Source organism: Mesorhizobium sp. B2-7-1, from assembly GCF_006440735.1.
Taxonomy (GTDB): domain Bacteria; phylum Pseudomonadota; class Alphaproteobacteria; order Rhizobiales; family Rhizobiaceae; genus Mesorhizobium.
Map to the genome: position 1 here is coordinate 17,408 of NZ_VFUA01000017.1, position 17,027 is coordinate 34,434.

A 17,027-nucleotide genomic window follows, 5' to 3' on the forward strand; every position below is an offset into this window, starting at 1 on the left:
ACGATTTGACAACAGACCCGTCGCCGCAAAGCCCTCTCCTCGACGCCATCGGCGTGGCGAAGAATTACGGCGCGGTTGCCGCGCTGCGCAACGCCTCGCTGTCCGTGCTGCCGGGCGAGGTGCACGCGCTGATGGGCGCCAACGGCGCCGGCAAGTCGACCCTGGTGAAGATCCTGACCGGCGCGATCAAGGCGGACGCCGGGCGCATCCTGATCCACGGCCAGCAGCTCGATGTCCGCTCGCCCGCCGCCGCCCGCCGCGCCGGCCTGGTGCCGGTCTACCAGGAACCGGCGCTGATCCCCGACCTCGACGTGCTCTCCAATCTCAGGCTCACCGGCACGCCGGTCGAGCCTTTCCGCGCCTGGGTGCGCGAGCTCGGCATTCCCGATCTCGACATCCGCGAGACCGCCCGCCATATCCCCTTGGCCATCCTGCGCGTGCTCGATCTGGCGCGCGCTTTGGCGGTCGAGCCCGACGTGCTTCTGCTCGACGAGATGACCGCGGCATTGCCGGCGAACCTCGCCGAGAAAGTGCTGGAAGTCGTGCGCCGCCAGGGTGACGCCGGCCGCTCCGTCATCTTCATCTCGCACCGTTTCGTCGAGATCTCGGCGCTCTGCGACCGCGCCACCGTGCTGCGCGACGGCTCCACGGTCGGCGTCGTCGACATCGAGCCGGGCATCGAGGAAAGAATAGTCGAGATGATGCTCGGCACCCGTATCGAGAAGACCCGCGTCACCGCGCGCGCGGCAAATGATGTGGCGGTCGCCGGCGGAGGCCGGCCCCGACTGTCGGTGCGCAACCTGCAGCTTGGCACCAAGCTCAACGACGTCTCCTTCGATCTCGCCAATGGCGAGGTCGCCGGCGTCTTTGCGCTCGAGGGTCAAGGCCAGGACGAGCTCTTCGCAGCACTTGCCGGCTCGATCCGCCCGACCGGCGGCACCATCGACGTCGACGGCGCGCCGGCAAAATTCTCGCATCCGAGCGACGCCATCCAGGCCGGCATCGCCTATGTGCCGGGCGACCGCGCCGAGGCTTTGGCCATGCAGCGCTCGGTGCGCGAGAACATCGCGCTGCCCTTCAGCGCCGCGTTGCGCAAATGGGGGCCGATCCGCATGCGCCGCGAGCAGGTGGTGGTTTCCAGCGCCATCGCCAGGCTGCAGATCGACACCCGCGCCCAGGGCGAGGTGCAGCGCCTCTCCGGTGGCAACCAGCAGAAGGTGACCATCGCCCGCTGGATCGCGGCCAACGCCCGCACCATCCTTTGCTTCGATCCGACGCGCGGCATCGATGTCGGCACCAAGCAGGAAATCTACAAGCTGCTGCGCGAGCTGGCCGGCCAGGGCAAGTCGGTGCTGTTCTACACATCCGAGATGGAAGAGGTGCAGCGTGTCTGCGACCGCGTCATCGTCATCTTCGGCGGCCGCGTCGTCGACACCTTCCCGGTCGAAGAGGCCGACGAAGCGGCATTGATGCGCGCCGCCTACGGCCTGCCGCGCGGCGCCAAGGCGGATGTCGGCATCCTTGCCGAGGTCAAACCCGGTTCCAGCGCAGAGGCCGCGCCATGAGCCGCTTCTTGCGCAACCAGGGCTGGGTCGCGGGTCTCTTCGCCCTGCTGATCTTCCTCTTCGTCGTCACCAAGCTGATCCAGCCGGCCTATGGCAGCGGCGACTTCGGCTCGCTCGCGCGGGCGGTGCTGCCCTACGCTTTCGCCGTCGCCGCCCAGACCGTCGTCGTCATCGCCGGCGGCATCGACCTTTCGGTCGCCGCCATGATGGCGCTGACCAGCGTGACCGCGGCCTCGATGATGAACGGCGCCAGCGAGGAATATGCGCTGTTCGTCGTGCCCTTCGTGCTCGCCATGGGGTTCGTGCTCGGCGCCCTGAACGGCGTCCTCATCGTCGTCACCCGTGTGCCGGACATCGTCGTCACGCTTGCGACGCTGTTCGTGCTGCAGGGCGCGGCACTGCTCGTGCTTGGCGCGCCCGGCGGCGCAGCCGCCGAATGGCTGAAAGCAAGCGTCATCGGCACCATGCCGCTCCCCGGCCTGCCGGATTGGGCCGACGCCTGGGTGCCGAAGGCGCTGGTGTTGCTCGTCGTTTGCCTCTGCATCATCTGGATTCCGCTCAGGCGCTCACGCCTCGGCCTTTCCATCTATGCCATCGGCAGCAATGAGCTCGCCGCCTTCCGCAGCGGCGTGCCGGTGGCGCGCACCAGGATCATCGCCTATGCGCTGTCCGGCCTGTTCGCCGCGATGGGCGGGCTGTCGCTGACCATCAGCACCGGCATCGGCGCGCCGATCCCCGGGCCTTATCTGCTCGCCAGCGTCGCGGCGGTGGTGCTGGGCGGCGTCGCGCTCGGCGGCGGCAAGGGCGGCCTGCTCGGGCCGATCATCGCCGTCTTCGTGCTGCGGCTGGTGCGCACCGACCTGACGCTTCTGGCCATCGATCCGAACGTCACCGCGATCATCGAAGGCTTGATCATGGTCGCGGTGGTGATGTTCGGCGCCTTCATCACCATGCGCAGCCGCCCGGCGGGAGCAACGTCATGACCGACATCGCGACCATGCCGCAGCCCGTCTCGTTCGGCCGCCGCATCAAGCGCTTCATGGCGGACCGGCCGCTCATCCCGTTGATCATCCTGCTGATCATTCTTGTGGTGATCCTGCAGATCCTGCGCCCCGGCATCGTCAACGAGCGCTGGCTCGCCAACACGGCGAAATTCGCCATTCCGCTGGCGATCCTCGCCGGCTGCCAGACCATGACCATGCTGACCGGCGGCATCGACCTTTCCGTCGGCACCGTGGCGACGATGAGCGCCTTCATCATGGCGACGCAGATCGTCAACCAGGATCCGGCGGTGGCTTTCCTGCTGGCCATGCTGCCCGCCGTGCTGATCGGCCTCGTCAACGGCATCGGCGTCGGCGTGTTCCGGGTGCATCCGCTGATCATGACACTCGGCACCAGCCTGATCGGCACCGGCTTCCTGCAGGTCTATCAGCGCACCGTGATCGCGTCCGGCGCGAAAATCCCGGATTTCCTCAACTGGCTGGGTACCGGCGTCACCTATGGCTTTCCTAACGCGCTTCTCCTGTTCGTGCCGGTGGCGGTGCTCATCGTCTTCATGCTGAACCGCACCGGCTTCGGCCGCCTGCTCTATGCCGTCGGCGACAATGAACGCGCGGCGCGGCTGTCAGGCGTCCGCTACTGGCAGGTGATCGTTGCGCTGTACGTGCTCTCCAGCCTGCTCGCCGGCATCACCGGCCTGCTCTATATCGGCCTGATCAAGGCGCCTTCGCTGTCGCTCGCCGAACCGCTGGTGCTGCCTTCGGTGGCCGCCGCCGTCATTGGCGGCACGTCGATCTTCGGCGGTCGCGGCGGCTACACGGGCACCATCATCGGCGCGCTGATTCTGACCGTGCTGACGACGCTGCTCACCATCCTGCAGATGCCCGAAGGCGGCCGCCGCATCCTGTTCGGCTTCATCGTGCTGTTCGTGACGGCGGCCTATCTGCGGATCGTCGAGGACCGGTAGAGCCTGAGCACCGCTCACTCCGCCGCCTGCACCTGGCGAGCATCGATGATCGCCCTGATCTCCGAGCGGCATGAGCCGCAATTGGTGCCTGCGCGCAGCGTCGAGCCGATCGCTTCCAGGCTGTCGCATCCGGCGGCGACCGCCGAAGCGAGCTGGTTGGCGCCGACATGGAAGCATGCGCACACGACCCGTCCGATGGCCGGCATGGGCACCGGCGAGCGTCCCGACAAAAGCGCATGGCGATCGGTCGCCGACAGCCGCTGGCGCGTGGCGAGCAGCGACACCAGCCATTCCCGCGCCGGCAGTTGATCCGGAGCAGCGACCAGCAGGGCCTCGGCCATGGCGCCGGCATCGTCAATGGCCGCCGCGCGATAGGCGAGCCCGCGCCGGTCGGTGTATTCGAGGAGTTGATCCCGCCGCTGGACGCCGAGCAGCTTGCGCGCCAGGAGAATGCCCTGGTCCGGCGGTTCGGTTCCTGTCAGTTCGTAGACCCAGCCGCCCTCGACCGCACACCGGCTCCAGTGGACGAAACCCGTCGGCCTGAGATCGCGGCGCGTGATGAGCACGCCGGCCCAGCCGGTCTCTTCCTGCACGATCCTCGCCGGAACATGCTTGAGCTCTGGCTGGCCGGAATGCGGGTCGGTGACCGGCGACGACAGCAGGCCGGCGGAGGCCTTGGCCGCGAACTGCCCGCTCCAATGCATGGGCATGAAGGCCTGGCCGCGCCGCTGTGCCTCCGTCACGCGCACCCGTGCCCGGACGAAGCCGAAGCGCGTCGAAAGATGGGCGAGATCACCATCCTTGAGATTGTGCGCGGCTGCATCGACCGGATGGAGATCGACCGCCGGTTCCGGCGCGTTCGCCATCAAACGCGGCACGTTGCCGGTGCGCGTCATGGTGTGCCACTGGTCGCGCAGCCGGCCCGTATTCAGGGCCAGCGGATAGTCGGCATCGACGGTGAAGGCCGTCGCCTCCTGCCGCACCGGCACGAAACGCGCGCGGCCGTCCGACGTCGGGAAACGGTCATCGCCGAACAATCTTGTGAGCTGCTCGTGCCGATCGAGCGCGGGCCAGTGGCGCGGCGCCAGGGTGGCGTATTCCGCATCGCCGAGGTCCGCCAGGCCGCCAAGGTCGAACAGGCGCTCGCCATTGTTCTCGAAGGCGGAGAGTGCGGCATGCTCGCGGAAAATCTCGGCCGGCGTCTGGTAGACGAAGGCGTTGCCGAAACCCATGCGCACGGCGACGTCGCGGATGATGCGCCAATCGGCTCTCGCTTCGCCCGGCGATGGCAGGAACGGTCGCTGGCGCGAGAGGCGCCGCTCCGAATTGGTGACCGTGCCGTCCTTCTCGCCCCAGGCGGCGGCCGGCAGCAGCACGTCGGCATAGCGCGTGGTGTCGGTGCGAGTGACATCCGAGACGACGACGAAATCGCATTTCGACAACGCGGCGCGCACGCGCGAAGCATCCGGCATCGAGACGGCTGGATTGGTGCCCATCACCCACAGCGCCTTGATGCGGCCGTCGGCGACCGCCTGGAACATGTCCACGGCCTTCAGGCCGCCGCGCCGCGCGATGTCGGGCGCATTCCAGAAGCGGGAGACGCGGTCGATGTTGGCCTCATCCGCGAAGTCCATGTGGGCGGCCAGCTGGTTGGCGAGACCGCCCACCTCGCGCCCGCCCATGGCGTTCGGCTGCCCGGTGACCGAGAACGGCCCCATGCCGGGCTTGCCGATGCGGCCGGTGACGAGATGGCAGTTGATGATGGCGTTGACCTTGTCGGTGCCATGCGCCGACTGGTTGACGCCCTGGCTGTAGACGGTGACGGTCCCCTCGGTCTCGGCAAAGAGATCGTAGAAGGCCTTCACATCGGCGGCCACCAATCCGCAGCCTTTCGCGACGCGCGCGACCGACGGCGCATCGGCGCTGGCCAACGCGGCTGCGGCGTCGAAGCCCGAGGTACTTCCGCGAATGAAATCAGCATCGACCTTTCCGACCTGCACCAGATGCGCGAGCAGCCCGTTGAACAACAGCACATCCGTGCCCGGATCGAGCGCCAGATGCAGGTCGCATTCGTCGGCCGTGGCGGTGCGGCGCGGATCGATGACGACGATTTTCGTCCCACGCTCCCTGCGCGCCGCAAGCATGCGCTGGTAGAGCACGGGATGGCACCATGCGGTGTTGGAGCCGGTGAGAACGATGAGATCGGCGTGCTCGAAATCCTCGTAGACGCCGGGAACGATGTCCTCGCCGAAGGCGCGGCGATGGCCGGCGACGGACGAGGCCATGCAGAGCCGCGAATTGGTGTCGATGTTGGCCGAGCCGAAAAAACCCTTCATCAGCTTGTTGGCGACGTAATAGTCTTCGGTGAGCAATTGACCGGAGACGTAGAAGGCAACCGAGTCCGGCCCATGCTCGGCAATCGTCCGCGAGAATTTCTCAGCGACGAGATCGAGCGCGTCGTCCCAGCTCGCCGGCTTGCCGAGAATTTCCGGCCGCAACAAACGGCCTTCGAGGCCGAGCGTTTCGTCAAGCGCGGCACCCTTCGAGCACAGCCGCCCGAAATTGGCCGGATGATCGGTGTCACCGCGGACGGTTGTCGTGCCGTCCGCGGCGACCTCGGCCAGCACGCCGCAGCCCACCCCGCAATAGGGGCAGGTGGTCCTCACCTCGCGTGCTTCCTCCATGCCTCAGGCCGCTTTCGAGGCCAGCGCCTCGAGCGCGATGAAGAGCCGTTCGCCCTCGACCTTGACGGGAAGCGTCCTCACCGAGCCTTCGTCCGCGCCGAGCGCCTTGCCCGTCTCCAGCGAGATCACCCAATTGTGCAGCGGACAGGTCACCGCAGCGCCATGGACGATGCCCTGGCTGAGCGGTCCGCCTTTGTGCGGGCAGTGGTCATCGATGGCAAAGACCTGGTCGTCGGCGGTGCGGAAGACAGCGATCTTGCCTTGCGGGGTGGCCACGCAACGCGCGCCGCGGGGTGGGATGTCGGCGATGGAGCCGATGGCGATCCAGTTCATGTTGGTCATTCCGCCGCCTCCGCGAACCCGACCGACGCCATCGGCCGGAACTCGTGCTTGTCCTTGCCGGAGACACGCTCGGACCACGGATCGACCTGCGCGAATTTCTGGCTGACGACGAAGCGCTCGAAATAGGCCTTGCGCTTCTCGGCATCGTCGAGGATCTGCTTCTTGATCTCGACGGTGCCGATGCGCTTGGCCCATTTGTAGATGCGCTCCAGATAGCGGGCCTGCTCGCGGTACATCTGGACGAGCGCCACGATCACCTCCAGCGCCTCGTCCTCGGTCCTGACCAGGCCCAGCACCTCGGTGCCCTTGATGTCGAGGCCTGCAGCACCCGCGAAGTGGATCTCGTAGCCAGAGTCGACGCAGACCACGCCGACATCCTTGCAGGTCGCCTCCGCGCAGTTTCGCGGACATCCCGACACCGCCATCTTCACCTTGGCCGGCGTCCAGGAGCCCCACATGAATCTCTCGATGCGGATGCCGAGCCCGGTCGAATCCTGCGTGCCGAAACGGCACCAGTCGGTGCCGACGCAGGTCTTCACCGTGCGCAGGCCCTTGGCATAGGCATGGCCGGAGACGAAGCCGGCCTTGCCGAGATCGGCCCATACCGCCGGGAGGTCTTCCTTGCGGATGCCAAGCATGTCGATGCGCTGGCCGCCGGTGACCTTGACCATCGGGATCTCGAACTTGTCGACCACGTCGGCGATGGCGCGCAGTTCGCCGGCGCTGGTCACGCCGCCCCACATGCGCGGCACCACCGAATAGGTGCCGTCCTTCTGGATGTTGGCGTGCACGCGCTCGTTGATGAAGCGCGACTGGTAGTTGTCGGCATATTGGTCCGGCCAGTCGCAGACCAGGTAGTAGTTGAGCGCCGGCCGGCACTTGGCGCAGCCGCAGGAGGTCTTCCATTCGAGCTCCTGCATGACGGCGGGTATGGTCTTCAAGCCCTTCGCCTTGATCAGGCGCCGCACGTCGTCATGGCCGAGGCTCGTGCAGCCGCACATCGGCTGCACCGCCGCCGGATTGTAGGCTTCGCCCAGCGTGAGCTTCAGCAGTTGCTCGACGAGGCCAGTGCACGAGCCGCACGAGGCCGACGCCTTGGTGTGGGCGCGCACGTCGTCGAGGCCTGTCAGGCCCTTGGTTGTGATCGCGCCGGTGATCTTGCCCTTGCAGACGCCGTTGCAGCCGCAGATTTCCGCATCATCCGCCAGTGCCGCAACGGCCGCCAAAGGGTCCGAGGAAACGCCTCCCTGGAACGCCTGGCCGAAGATCAGCGTGTCGCGCATCTCCGAAATGTCGGTCGCCTTCTTCTTGAGGTCATTGAACCAGGCGCCGTCGCCTGTCTCGCCGAACAGCACCGTGCCGATGATGCGGTTGTCCTGCAGCACGACGCGCTTGTAGATGCCGGCCGATGCGTCGCGCAGGATGATCTCTTCGCGATCCTCGCCGTCGGCGAAATCGCCCAGCGAATAGAGGTCGATGCCGGTGACCTTGAGCTTGGTCGGCGTGTCGGAATGGACGAAGCGCCTGTCCTCGCCATCCGCCAGCCCGGCCGCCGTCACCCGCGCCATCTCGTAGAGCGGCGCGACCAGCCCATAGACATGGCCGCCGACCTCGGCGCACTCGCCGAGCGCCATGATCGCTGGATCGGAGGTCCGCATACGATCGTCGACGACGATGCCGCGGTTGACCTCCAGCCCGGCCTCCTTGGCCAGGCCGATGCTGGGACGTATGCCGACCGCCATCACCACCAGCGTCGCCGGGATGATCGTGCCGTCCATCAGCTCGACGCCCTCGACCTTGCCGTTGCCGACAATGGCCTTGGTGTTGGCCTTGGTCATCACCTTGATGCCCCTCGCCTCGACGGCCTTCTGCAGCAGGTAACCGGCGGCCGGGTCGAGCTGGCGCTCCATCAGCGTCGGCATGACGTGCAGCACGGTGACGTCCATGCCGCGCTCCTTCAGCCCCGCAGCGGCTTCGAGCCCAAGCAGGCCGCCGCCGATGACGACCGCCTTGGCGCGCGACTGCGCCGCAAGCAGCATGGCGTTGACGTCATCGAGATCGCGATAGCTGAGCACGCCGGGCAATTCCTTGCCGGGCACCGGGATGATGAAGGGCACCGAGCCGGTGGCGACGACCAGCCTGTCGTAGCTTTCGGTGATGCCATGGTCCGAGGTGACGGTCTTCGCCTCACGGTCGATGGCGACGATCCGGTGGCCCTTGTAGAGGGTGATGCCGTGCTTGATGTACCAGCCGTCGCCATGGATGACGATTTCCTCGAACGCCTTCTCGCCCGACAACACTGGCGACAGCATGATGCGGTCGTAGTTCACGCGCGGCTCGGCGTTGAAGATGGTGACGGCATAGCGGTCTGGCGCTGCCTCCAGCAGGTGCTCGAGCATCCTGCCTGGCGCCATGCCGTTGCCGATGATGACGAGTTTTTCGCTCATGTCGGTCTCCGATCTATTCGGCGGCATAGGAGAGGGACGCGGCCTTGACCTCGGCCGCGCGCTCCATCCGGCGGATGGTGAGATGCATCCAGACCAGGCAGGAGACGACGGTAGCAAACAGCAGCATGAAGCAGCTCGACCAGACGCCGGTCAGGTCGTTCAGCGCGCCGAAGGCGATCGGCAGGATGAAGCCGCCAAGGCCCCCGATCATGCCGACGACGCCGCCGACCGCGCCCACGCTCTGCGGATAATAGGCCGGGATGTGCTTGTAGACCGCGGCCTTGCCCAGGCTCATGAAGAAGCCGAGCACAGAGGCGACGGCGATGAAGGCGAGCGGGCCGATCTCGAAGTGGAAAGGGATCGGCCCGCTGATGCCGCGCACGACATAGTCTGCCGAGGGGAGAGACAGAACGAGGGTCGCGACGGCACAAACGCTGAAGGTCCAGTAGAGCACGGTGCGGGCGCCGACGCGGTCGGAAAGCACGCCGCCATAGGCGCGAAAGATGCTGGCGGGGATGGAATAGGCGGCGCCGATCATGCCGGCGGTGGCGATGCCGAAGCCGTAGACGCCGATCAGGTAGCGCGGCAGCCAGAGCGACAGCGCCACGAACGCGCCGAAGGAGAAGAAATAGTAGAAGGCGAAGCGCCAGACCTGCAGGTTCTTCAGCGGCACGAATTCCTGCCAGAAGCTCCTCGCGGGCGTCGCCTTGCCGGCGCGTCGCTCGCGGATGACAGGATCGTCGCCGGTGCTGAGCCAGAAGACGATGGCCATGACGACCAGCGCCACCGCCCAGATCAGCGCGACAGACTGCCAACCCCAAGACAAGAGCACGAATGGCGCCAGGAACTTGGTGACTGCCGCGCCGACATTGCCGACGCCGAAGATGCCGAGCGCCGTGCCCTGCTTTCCAGCCGGGAAGAAGCGCGAGACATAGGCGACGCCGACAGCGAAGGAGCCGCCGGCGAGCCCGACGCCGAGTGCTGCGACCAGCATCTGCCCATAGGTGTGCGCGAAGGCGAGCAGGAAGGTCGCGACCGCCGCAGCGAGCATGGTCATGGTGTAGACCAGGCGGCCGCCATAGCGGTCGGTCCAGACGCCGAGCACCATGCGCACGAGCGAACCCGTCAGGATCGGCGTGCCGACCAACAGGCCGAACTCGGTCTCGTTGAGCCCAAGCTCCTGCTTGATGCGCACGCCGATGATGGAAAAGATCGTCCAAACCGCGAAGCAGACGGTGAAGGCGATGGTGGACATGACGAGCGCCTGCCGGGGAGCACTGTCCTGGTTGGGCGCGGCTGGGAGGTTTGTGGTCATGGTCGGCTCCAGTTTGCGGCGTAGGGAGACACCGCGTGGGATGTTGATCAGAGGCGCGGCATCGGTCAGCGCGAGGGGGTTTGCGCGGTCACTTGCGGACCCTTGCCTTCGGCTTCGTGGCTGGCGGGAAACAAAAGCAGCGCTGCGACGAACAGCACCACCGTCAGGATGCTGCTCGCCAGGACATCGCGGCGGGTGAAATCCTTGAGCGAGGGTTTCGTCATCGTCGTCTCCGGTCCAAAACGGAAAAAGCTGCCGTCCAGGCCTCGCGCGCCCGTACATCCGGGATCGCGTGGTGACCTGAGCGGCAGCTTTGCCTGTGGCGCCCGCCATTGGACGCCTGTTCTATTGCCCGCGAGGGGCTCGATTATTTCAAAGCACGAAGCGTGCCAGTTTTGCGAGAAAGAAGAATTTCAATTAAAATCAATGTGATAGCGGAATCGACCTGCGATCGAGCCAAGCAGCGGCGCGGTCAAACATTGATCAACAGCACGGACATGGCGCATAAATTTTGTGCAACGCACAAGAATGCTGCGTAAATGATCAGGCGTGCTCTTGGCCGGCAATATAGGCGTCGATCCGGTCGGGATCGAAGATCTGGCCGTCGAAAAACCCGTCCGGGCCAAGCATGAGACTCGCCCCCGCGGAACCGACCGGCGTCGCGACCTTCAGCGCCCCTTCGACCTTGGCATTGGCGCCGGGCAGCGCCACGCCGAGCGGCTTCAGCGCCGAGCGGTAGAGGTCAGGCCGGTAGCAGTCGCGAGCGATGGCGAGGTTTTGCGGCGTGTGCGGCAGCTGCCCCCAGCGCACCATCTGCGTGTAGAACCACAGCGCGTGGCTCTTCCAGGGAAAATTCGCCGCCTTGTCGAAGGGCAGGAAGAAATCCTCGACGCGCCTTTCCGCGCCGCCGCCAAGTTGAAGCTGTCCGGTCAGGATCGGCGTCTGGATCGCCTCCGGCTGACCGAGAAAAGCTGGTCTTGCCATCAGCGCGGCCAGCTCGCCGCGGTTTGCCGGATCCTGGCACCAGCGGGCGGAATGATGCAGCGCCCTCAACAGCGCCGCCAGCGCATCCGGGTTCTCCTCGGCCCACGCCTTGCGCACGCCGATCACCTTTTCCGGGCTGTTGCGCCACAGCAGCGCCTTGACGGTGACGATGCAGCCGGTGCCGGCCGCGACGGCGGCGCTGTTCCAGGGCTCGCCGACGCAATAGCCGTCGATGCGTCCGGCAGCCAATGCATCGGCCATGAAGGGCGGCGGCACGATGACGATCTCGATGTCGCGGTCGGGATCGACGCCGCAGGCGGCGAGCCAGTAGCGCAGTTCGTAATTGTGCCCGGAATGCGGATGGACGACCGCGAAACGCAAAGGCTCGCGGCCGACCGCCGCCCGCTCGCGGATCAGCGCGCCGAGCGCGGCCCCGGCGCGCGCCGGATCGAGGTCGGGCGCAGCACCATGCGCCGCCATGCCGTCCCAGATGGCGTTGGAGACGGTGATGCAATTGCCGCCGAGCCCAAGCGAGAACGGCACGATGGTTTCTGAGGCAAGCGGCGTCAGCCCGAGGCTGCAGGCAAGCGGCATCGGCCCCAGCATATGCGCGACGTCGAAATGGCCGATCGCGATACGGTCGCGAATGTTGGCCCAGGACGTCTCGCGCTGCAGCTTGAGCTCGATGCCTTCGCGGGCGGCAAAGCCCATTTCGCCGGCCGCGACCAGCACGGCGCTGTCGAAGAGCGGCATGAAGCCGGCGGTGATTTCGTGCGCCATGCTCATTCGCCCTCCAGCGGTCCCAGCAATCCCGCCGCCGTCACCAGGCTCTGGGCGATATCGGCGATCTTGCGGTTCTGGTTCATGGCGGTCTTGCGCAAAAGCGCGTAGGCCGCCTCCTCGCTCAAGCCGCGCGACTTCATCAATATGCCCTTGGCCCGGTCGATGACCTTGCGGTTCTCGAGCTCGCTGCGCGCTTCCTCCAACTCGCGCGCCATACGCGAGAAGGCATTGAAGCGGCTGATCGCCATGTCGAGGATCGGCTTGATGCGTTCCTTCTTCAGCCCGTCGACCACATAGGCGGACACGCCGGCATCGACAGCAGCCTCGATCGAGGCCTGGTCGGAGCGATCGACGAACATCGCGATCGGCCGCTTCACCGCGCGCGACAGCTGGAACATGTTCTCCAGCATGTCGCGGTTGGGGTTCTCGAGGTCGATGACGATGACATCCGGCTCGATCTCGGCGATGCGCCGGGCAATGCCGGCCACGTCATGGATCACCGTGACATGGCGATGGCCGGCGTCCCGCAATCCAGCCTCGATGATCGAGGCGCGGATGCGATTCTCGTCGATAACAAGGATGGTCAACGAACCGGCGGACATGCGCCTATTGTGCAGGCGGACCGGATTTGTGCAATGCGGCAATCGACGGGATGGATTTCCAGCCGAACTGCGACGCTATCGCGCCCAACCCTGCGTTGCCGTTACGGGCCGGGGACATTATAGGTATTCCATCGTGCGCGAGGATATTCACACGGCCGGCGTCCCTGTGCTCTGCGCTTCATGCGAGGCGCGGCATCGCGGCATATGCGGCGCGCTCAACGCCGAGCAGCTCCTGGTGCTTGCGAAATCGACGAAGCGGCACAAGGCCGAGGCCGGCAAGGAACTGGCGGGCGACTCCACGAGCGTCGAGCGCTTCTCGAACGTGCTTTCGGGTGTGGTGAAGCTGACCAAGACGCTCTCCGACGGCCGCCAGCAGATCGTCGGACTGCAATTTGCGCCCGATTTCCTTGGCAGGCCCTTCCAGAGCGAAAGCACGCTCACCGCCGAGGCCGCGACCAATGTCGAATTGTGCTCGTTCCCGCGCCAGGCGTTGGAGCGCATGATGAAGGAGCAGCCGAACCTCGAGCATCGCCTGCTCGAACAGAAGCTGCGCGAGCTCGACCAGGCGCGCGACTGGATGGTGGCGCTCGGCCGCAAGACGGCGGCCGAGAAGATCGCGAGCTTCCTTCTGATGATCGCCCGCAACATCGATCCCGCGGCCGGACCCGAGCGGCGCGCCGCCGCTTTCGACCTACCGCTGTCGCGCGCCGAAATCGCCGATTTCCTGGGTCTCACCGTGGAGACGGTGAGCCGCCAAATCACTCGGCTGCGCGGCGAGAACGTCATCCGCGTCGAGAACAACCGCCACGTCATCGTCGACGACATCGGGCGCCTGGCCGCGCGAGCCGGGGACTGATCCCCGGCATCCCCCAGGCAGGTTCCGCAAAAGTGTCCCGCGGTTTTGCGAAGAGAACCTGCGAAAAACAACAGTCCCTAAGCAGGCATTCGTGGGCTTGCCCGCGAATTTCCGCTTAGGGATGGTCGACGACCTCGGGCAGCACATGGTCGCGCTCGAAGGCGATATGGCGACGCATCGATTCGAAAAAAGCGCGCAGCATGTAGCCGAACGCCTCCGGATTTTCGATCGGCCGCCCATGGCCATAGGCCAACAGCGCCTCGCTGAGATCGGCCGCCGCGCTTTGATCTTCCAAATGCTCGAGCTTCAGCCGCGCGACGGTATCTTCCTCGCCGCTTCGCCGCGCAAAAACGGGGAAGACGACCTCTTCCTCGAAGCGGTGGCATTCACGCAATAGCGGCAAGAGATCGGCCGCCACGGCGAGACACTGGAGCCGGTCGACGCGCGACGGCAGATCGTCGGCGATGCCTTCCAGCATGTGGCAGAGCGCGAGCTTCTGCACATGCGCCCGCCGCATGTCGGCCGGGCTGTGCAGCGGCTCCGGCATTACGCCCGTCATGACGCTCCTCCCTCGCTCCCGGTTTCAAGGAGTGGGCAAGGAGACGGTGTCCTCGACGGGTTCTTCGCGGACGGTGCGCAGCTCGTACCAGAGCGCGTTGAGGATGCCGACGGAGGCGGCAAGTCCGAGGCCGAGTATCCAGGAAAAATACCACATGGTCAGAAACTCCGGTTGGATCAGTAGGCGGAAGAGCCCGCCTTCTCGATGCTCTTCTCGCCGACCTTGCCCCACAGCACGCTGTAGACCCAGGCGGTGTAGGCAAGGATCAGCGGCAGGAAGATCGCGGTGGCGATCAGCATGTTGCGCAGCGTGGCGCGGCTCGACGAGGCGTCGAAGACCGCAAGCGAGTGGCTGGGGTTGCTGCTCGACGGCAAAAGGATCGGGAACATTGCTAACCCCACCGTGGCGATGATCATCGCCACGCCGAGCTTCGAAGCAATGAAGGTCCATCCTTCGAACCGGGCGTGGAAGCCTGCGGCGGCAAGCAAAGGTGCGGCGATGCCGAGCCCGGGCACGATCCAGAGCAGCGGATGAGCATGGAAGTTCGCCAGCCAGGCGCCGCCATCCGCCACGACGGTCTTGATCAGCGGATTGGACGGGCCGTCCCAGACGATCGGCGACGTCACGCGGTAGCCGCCCAGCAGGCCGAGCCAGACCAGCACGCCGCCGCCGGCAAAGAGCACCGCCGTGACGATCGCCGAGCGCGTTCCGACGGCGCGGGCGCGGTCGGCGACGCTGCCTTCGGCCTTGAACGTCAGCCAGGCTGCGCCATGCGTCACCAGCATGGCGAGCGAGACCAGGCCGCAATAAAGCGCCAGCGGATTGAGCAGCCCGAAAAGGCTGCCCTCATAGATCGGCCGCAGGTCCGGCGTGAAGTGGAACGGAACACCCTGCAGCGTGTTGCCGACGGCGACACCGAAGATCAGCGCCGGCACCGCGCCGCCGACGAATAGCCCCCAGTCCCAACGGGTGCGCCAGGCCGGATCCGGCCGCTTCGAGCGGTACTTGAAGGCCACCGGACGCATGATCATCGCCAACAGCACCAGGAACATGGCGAGGTAGAAGCCGGAGAAGCTCACTGCATAGAGCGCCGGCCATGCGGCGAAGATGGCGCCGCCGCCAAGGATGAACCACACCTGGTTGCCCTCCCAGACCGGGCCGATTGTGTTGATCGCGACACGCCGCTCGGCGTCCGTCTTGGCGACGAAGGGCAGCAGCGCGCCGACGCCCATGTCGAACCCGTCCGTCGCGGCGAAGCCGATCAAAAGCACGCCGAGCAATATCCACCAGATCACGCGCAGCGTTTCATAGTCGAAGAGAAATTCGATCATCGTCGTGATCCTTCATTCTGCCGGTTGCATTGCGGGGTCGGCGCTCGGACGCAGGTCGTCGATGACCTTCGCGATCTCGGGTCCCTTGCGGATGGCGGCCAGCATCAGCCTGACCTCGATGACGGCGAGCACGCCGTAGACGAGCGTGAAGCCGGCGATGGTGAGCACAAGGTCGCTCACGCCGAGCTCCGAGGTGGCGAGGAAGGTCGGCAGCACGCCGTCGATGATCCACGGCTGGCGGCCGAACTCGGCCACGAACCAGCCGACCTCGATGGCGATCCAGGGCAGCGGCATGGCGATGAGCGCGGCGCGGAACAGCCAGCGCGGCGCTTCCGTCTCCCGCGTCGTATGCCACAGCGACACCGTAAACAGCGCCAGCAGCGCGAAGCCGCAGGCCACCATCAAACGGAAGCCGAAAAAGAGCAGCGGCACGTAAGGCACCGTCGACCAGGCGGCGTCCTTGATCTGCTGTTCGCTTGCCTGCCGCGGGTCGGGCAGGTAGCGCTTGAGCAGCAGCGCGTAGCCGAGATCCTTGGAGCTGGCATCGAAGGCGGCGCGAGCGGCGCTGTCGTTGCGGTCCGCCTTGATCTTCTCCAGCGCGTCATAGGCCACGATACCGTTGCGGATGCGGACTTCCGCGTGGGCGACGAGCTCGTCGATGCCGGCGATCTGCCTGTCGAACGAGCGCGTGCCGATAATGCCCATCACCCATGGAATGTGGATGGCGAAATGCGTTTGGCGATCGCTCTGGCTCGGAATGCCGAACGCCGTGAACGATGCCGGCGCGGGCTCTGTCTCCCACATGGCCTCGATGGCCGCGAGCTTCATTTTCTGGTTGTCGGTGAGCGCATAGCCGCTCTCGTCGCCGAGCACGATCACCGACAGCGCCGATGCCACGCCGAAGGCCGACGCGATCACGAAGGAGCGCTTGGCGAGCTGGACGTGGCGCCCCCTCAAGAGATACCAGGCCGAGACGCCGAGCACGAAGGTGGCGGCGCAGACATAGCCGGCGGAGACGGTGTGGACGAACTTCGCCTGCGCCACCGGATTGAAGATCACGGCCACGAAATCCGTGACTTCCATGCGCATCGTGTCCGGATTGAAGGCCGAGCCGACCGGGTTCTGCATCCAGCCATTGGCGATCAGGATCCACAGCGCCGAGAAGTTGGTGCCGAGCGCCATCAGCCAGGTCACGATCATATGCGCGCGCGGCGAAAGCCGGTCCCAGCCGAAGAAGAAAAGCCCGACGAAAGTGGCCTCGAGGAAGAAGGCCATCAGCCCCTCGATGGCCAGAGGCGCCCCGAACACATCGCCGACATAGTGCGAGTAATAGGCCCAGTTCATGCCGAACTGGAATTCCATGGTGATGCCGGTGGCGACGCCGAGCGCGAAGTTGATGCCGAACAGCACGCCCCAGAACTTCGTCATGTCGCGCCAGATGGTGCGGCGAGTCATCACATAGACGGTCTCCATCATGGCGATCAGGATGGAGAGGCCGAGCGTCAAAGGCACAAACAGGAAATGGTAGAGGGCCGTCAGCGCGAATTGCAGCCGCGACAGGTCGACGAGAAGAAAGTCGGACATGAGAGCATC

At 65.9% G+C, this 17,027-nt stretch carries 15 protein-coding genes; 4 read left to right on the forward strand and 11 right to left on the reverse strand.

The genetic code is table 11. The features are described 5' to 3' along the window. The first annotated feature begins 5 nt into the window (after positions 1-5). The 3 genes from FJ471_RS09465 to FJ471_RS09475 are packed head-to-tail and all read left to right on the forward strand — an operon-like array spanning position 6 to position 3,531. Positions 6-1,565 carry a sugar ABC transporter ATP-binding protein gene (locus FJ471_RS09465; protein ID WP_140802916.1) on the forward strand — a complete coding sequence of 520 codons (1,560 nt, stop codon included), beginning with the start codon at positions 6-8 and terminating at the stop codon, positions 1,563-1,565. Beyond that, a complete protein-coding gene (locus FJ471_RS09470; protein ID WP_140802917.1) occupies positions 1,562-2,548 on the forward strand; it encodes an ABC transporter permease in 987 nt (328 codons plus the stop codon). The genes FJ471_RS09465 and FJ471_RS09470 overlap by 4 nt, the downstream gene beginning before the upstream one ends. Continuing rightward, the gene (locus tag FJ471_RS09475) at positions 2,545-3,531 is read left to right on the forward strand and encodes an ABC transporter permease (RefSeq protein WP_140802918.1); all 987 of its coding nucleotides are present in this window, start codon (positions 2,545-2,547) and stop codon (positions 3,529-3,531) included. Before FJ471_RS09470 ends, FJ471_RS09475 begins: the two co-directional genes overlap by 4 nt. Before the next feature lie 14 nt (positions 3,532-3,545). Here the strand turns inward: FJ471_RS09475 and FJ471_RS09480 are convergent, their stop codons facing one another. The 7 genes from FJ471_RS09480 to FJ471_RS09505 all read right to left on the reverse strand — a co-directional run bounded on the left by FJ471_RS09480 (position 3,546) and on the right by FJ471_RS09505 (position 12,688). Continuing rightward, positions 3,546-6,215, reverse strand: a complete 2,670-nt coding sequence (locus FJ471_RS09480; protein WP_140802919.1) for a nitrate reductase — start codon at positions 6,213-6,215, stop codon at positions 3,546-3,548. A gap of 3 nt (positions 6,216-6,218) precedes the next feature. Beyond that, positions 6,219-6,548, reverse strand: a complete 330-nt coding sequence (gene nirD, locus FJ471_RS09485; protein WP_140802963.1) for a nitrite reductase small subunit NirD — start codon at positions 6,546-6,548, stop codon at positions 6,219-6,221. A 5-nt stretch (positions 6,549-6,553) separates the two neighbouring features. After that, on the reverse strand, positions 6,554-9,004 hold the full coding sequence (nirB, locus tag FJ471_RS09490) for a nitrite reductase large subunit NirB (protein ID WP_140802920.1): 2,451 nt from the start codon (positions 9,002-9,004) through the stop codon (positions 6,554-6,556). A gap of 13 nt (positions 9,005-9,017) precedes the next feature. After that, positions 9,018-10,319 (reverse strand): nitrate/nitrite transporter, encoded by a 1,302-nt coding sequence (locus tag FJ471_RS09495; RefSeq protein WP_140802921.1) that lies wholly within the window; start codon positions 10,317-10,319, stop codon positions 9,018-9,020. Positions 10,320-10,384: 65 nt separating this feature from the next. Beyond that, complete coding sequence (locus tag FJ471_RS34735) at positions 10,385-10,543, reverse strand: hypothetical protein (protein ID WP_181179285.1); 159 nt, start codon at positions 10,541-10,543, stop codon at positions 10,385-10,387. A gap of 319 nt (positions 10,544-10,862) precedes the next feature. Beyond that, positions 10,863-12,089: a CmpA/NrtA family ABC transporter substrate-binding protein gene (locus FJ471_RS09500; RefSeq protein ID WP_140802922.1), complete on the reverse strand. Its 1,227-nt coding sequence runs from the start codon at positions 12,087-12,089 to the stop codon at positions 10,863-10,865. Continuing rightward, positions 12,086-12,688 carry an ANTAR domain-containing response regulator gene (locus tag FJ471_RS09505; protein WP_140651304.1) on the reverse strand — a complete coding sequence of 201 codons (603 nt, stop codon included), beginning with the start codon at positions 12,686-12,688 and terminating at the stop codon, positions 12,086-12,088. Before FJ471_RS09505 ends, FJ471_RS09500 begins: the two co-directional genes overlap by 4 nt. Positions 12,689-12,821: 133 nt before the next feature. On the opposite strand from FJ471_RS09505, the gene FJ471_RS09510 reads away from it, so the two are divergent. Next, entirely contained in the window at positions 12,822-13,544 is a 723-nt protein-coding gene (locus FJ471_RS09510) for a Crp/Fnr family transcriptional regulator (RefSeq protein WP_318014095.1), read from the forward strand. Between the two features lie 115 nt (positions 13,545-13,659). Here FJ471_RS09510 and FJ471_RS09515 read toward each other — a convergent pair whose 3' ends face one another. Genes FJ471_RS09515 through FJ471_RS09530 form a run of 4 tightly spaced genes read right to left on the reverse strand, consistent with a single transcriptional unit; the run spans position 13,660 to position 17,018 of the window. After that, positions 13,660-14,103 (reverse strand): hemerythrin domain-containing protein, encoded by a 444-nt coding sequence (locus FJ471_RS09515; RefSeq protein ID WP_246684667.1) that lies wholly within the window; start codon positions 14,101-14,103, stop codon positions 13,660-13,662. 24 nt (positions 14,104-14,127) lie between these two features. Then, positions 14,128-14,259, reverse strand: coding sequence for a cytochrome bd-I oxidase subunit CydX (gene cydX / locus FJ471_RS09520; RefSeq protein WP_127864050.1), 132 nt, complete (start codon positions 14,257-14,259; stop codon positions 14,128-14,130). Positions 14,260-14,279: 20 nt separating this feature from the next. Continuing rightward, positions 14,280-15,434 carry a cytochrome d ubiquinol oxidase subunit II gene (gene cydB / locus FJ471_RS09525; protein ID WP_140802923.1) on the reverse strand — a complete coding sequence of 385 codons (1,155 nt, stop codon included), beginning with the start codon at positions 15,432-15,434 and terminating at the stop codon, positions 14,280-14,282. Positions 15,435-15,446: 12 nt separating this feature from the next. After that, a complete protein-coding gene (locus FJ471_RS09530) occupies positions 15,447-17,018 on the reverse strand; it encodes a cytochrome ubiquinol oxidase subunit I (protein WP_140802924.1) in 1,572 nt (523 codons plus the stop codon). Positions 17,019-17,027 lie beyond the last annotated feature (9 nt).

Excerpts from the sequence above, each read along its gene's own strand:
- FJ471_RS09515 (WP_246684667.1), bottom strand. The coding sequence starts at position 14,103 with ATGACGGGCGTAATGCCGGAGCCGCTGCACAGCCCGGCCGACATGCGG.
- cydX (WP_127864050.1), bottom strand. The coding sequence starts at position 14,259 with ATGTGGTATTTTTCCTGGATACTCGGCCTCGGACTTGCCGCCTCCGTC.
- FJ471_RS09475 (WP_140802918.1), top strand. The coding sequence starts at position 2,545 with ATGACCGACATCGCGACCATGCCGCAGCCCGTCTCGTTCGGCCGCCGC.
- cydB (WP_140802923.1), bottom strand. The coding sequence starts at position 15,434 with ATGATCGAATTTCTCTTCGACTATGAAACGCTGCGCGTGATCTGGTGG.
- FJ471_RS09470 (WP_140802917.1), top strand. The coding sequence starts at position 1,562 with ATGAGCCGCTTCTTGCGCAACCAGGGCTGGGTCGCGGGTCTCTTCGCC.
- FJ471_RS09495 (WP_140802921.1), bottom strand. The coding sequence starts at position 10,319 with ATGACCACAAACCTCCCAGCCGCGCCCAACCAGGACAGTGCTCCCCGG.
- nirB (WP_140802920.1), bottom strand. The coding sequence starts at position 9,004 with ATGAGCGAAAAACTCGTCATCATCGGCAACGGCATGGCGCCAGGCAGG.
- FJ471_RS09500 (WP_140802922.1), bottom strand. The coding sequence starts at position 12,089 with ATGAGCATGGCGCACGAAATCACCGCCGGCTTCATGCCGCTCTTCGAC.
- FJ471_RS09480 (WP_140802919.1), bottom strand. The coding sequence starts at position 6,215 with ATGGAGGAAGCACGCGAGGTGAGGACCACCTGCCCCTATTGCGGGGTG.
- FJ471_RS09530 (WP_140802924.1), bottom strand. The coding sequence starts at position 17,018 with ATGTCCGACTTTCTTCTCGTCGACCTGTCGCGGCTGCAATTCGCGCTG.
- FJ471_RS09505 (WP_140651304.1), bottom strand. The coding sequence starts at position 12,688 with ATGTCCGCCGGTTCGTTGACCATCCTTGTTATCGACGAGAATCGCATC.
- FJ471_RS34735 (WP_181179285.1), bottom strand. The coding sequence starts at position 10,543 with ATGACGAAACCCTCGCTCAAGGATTTCACCCGCCGCGATGTCCTGGCG.
- nirD (WP_140802963.1), bottom strand. The coding sequence starts at position 6,548 with ATGAACTGGATCGCCATCGGCTCCATCGCCGACATCCCACCCCGCGGC.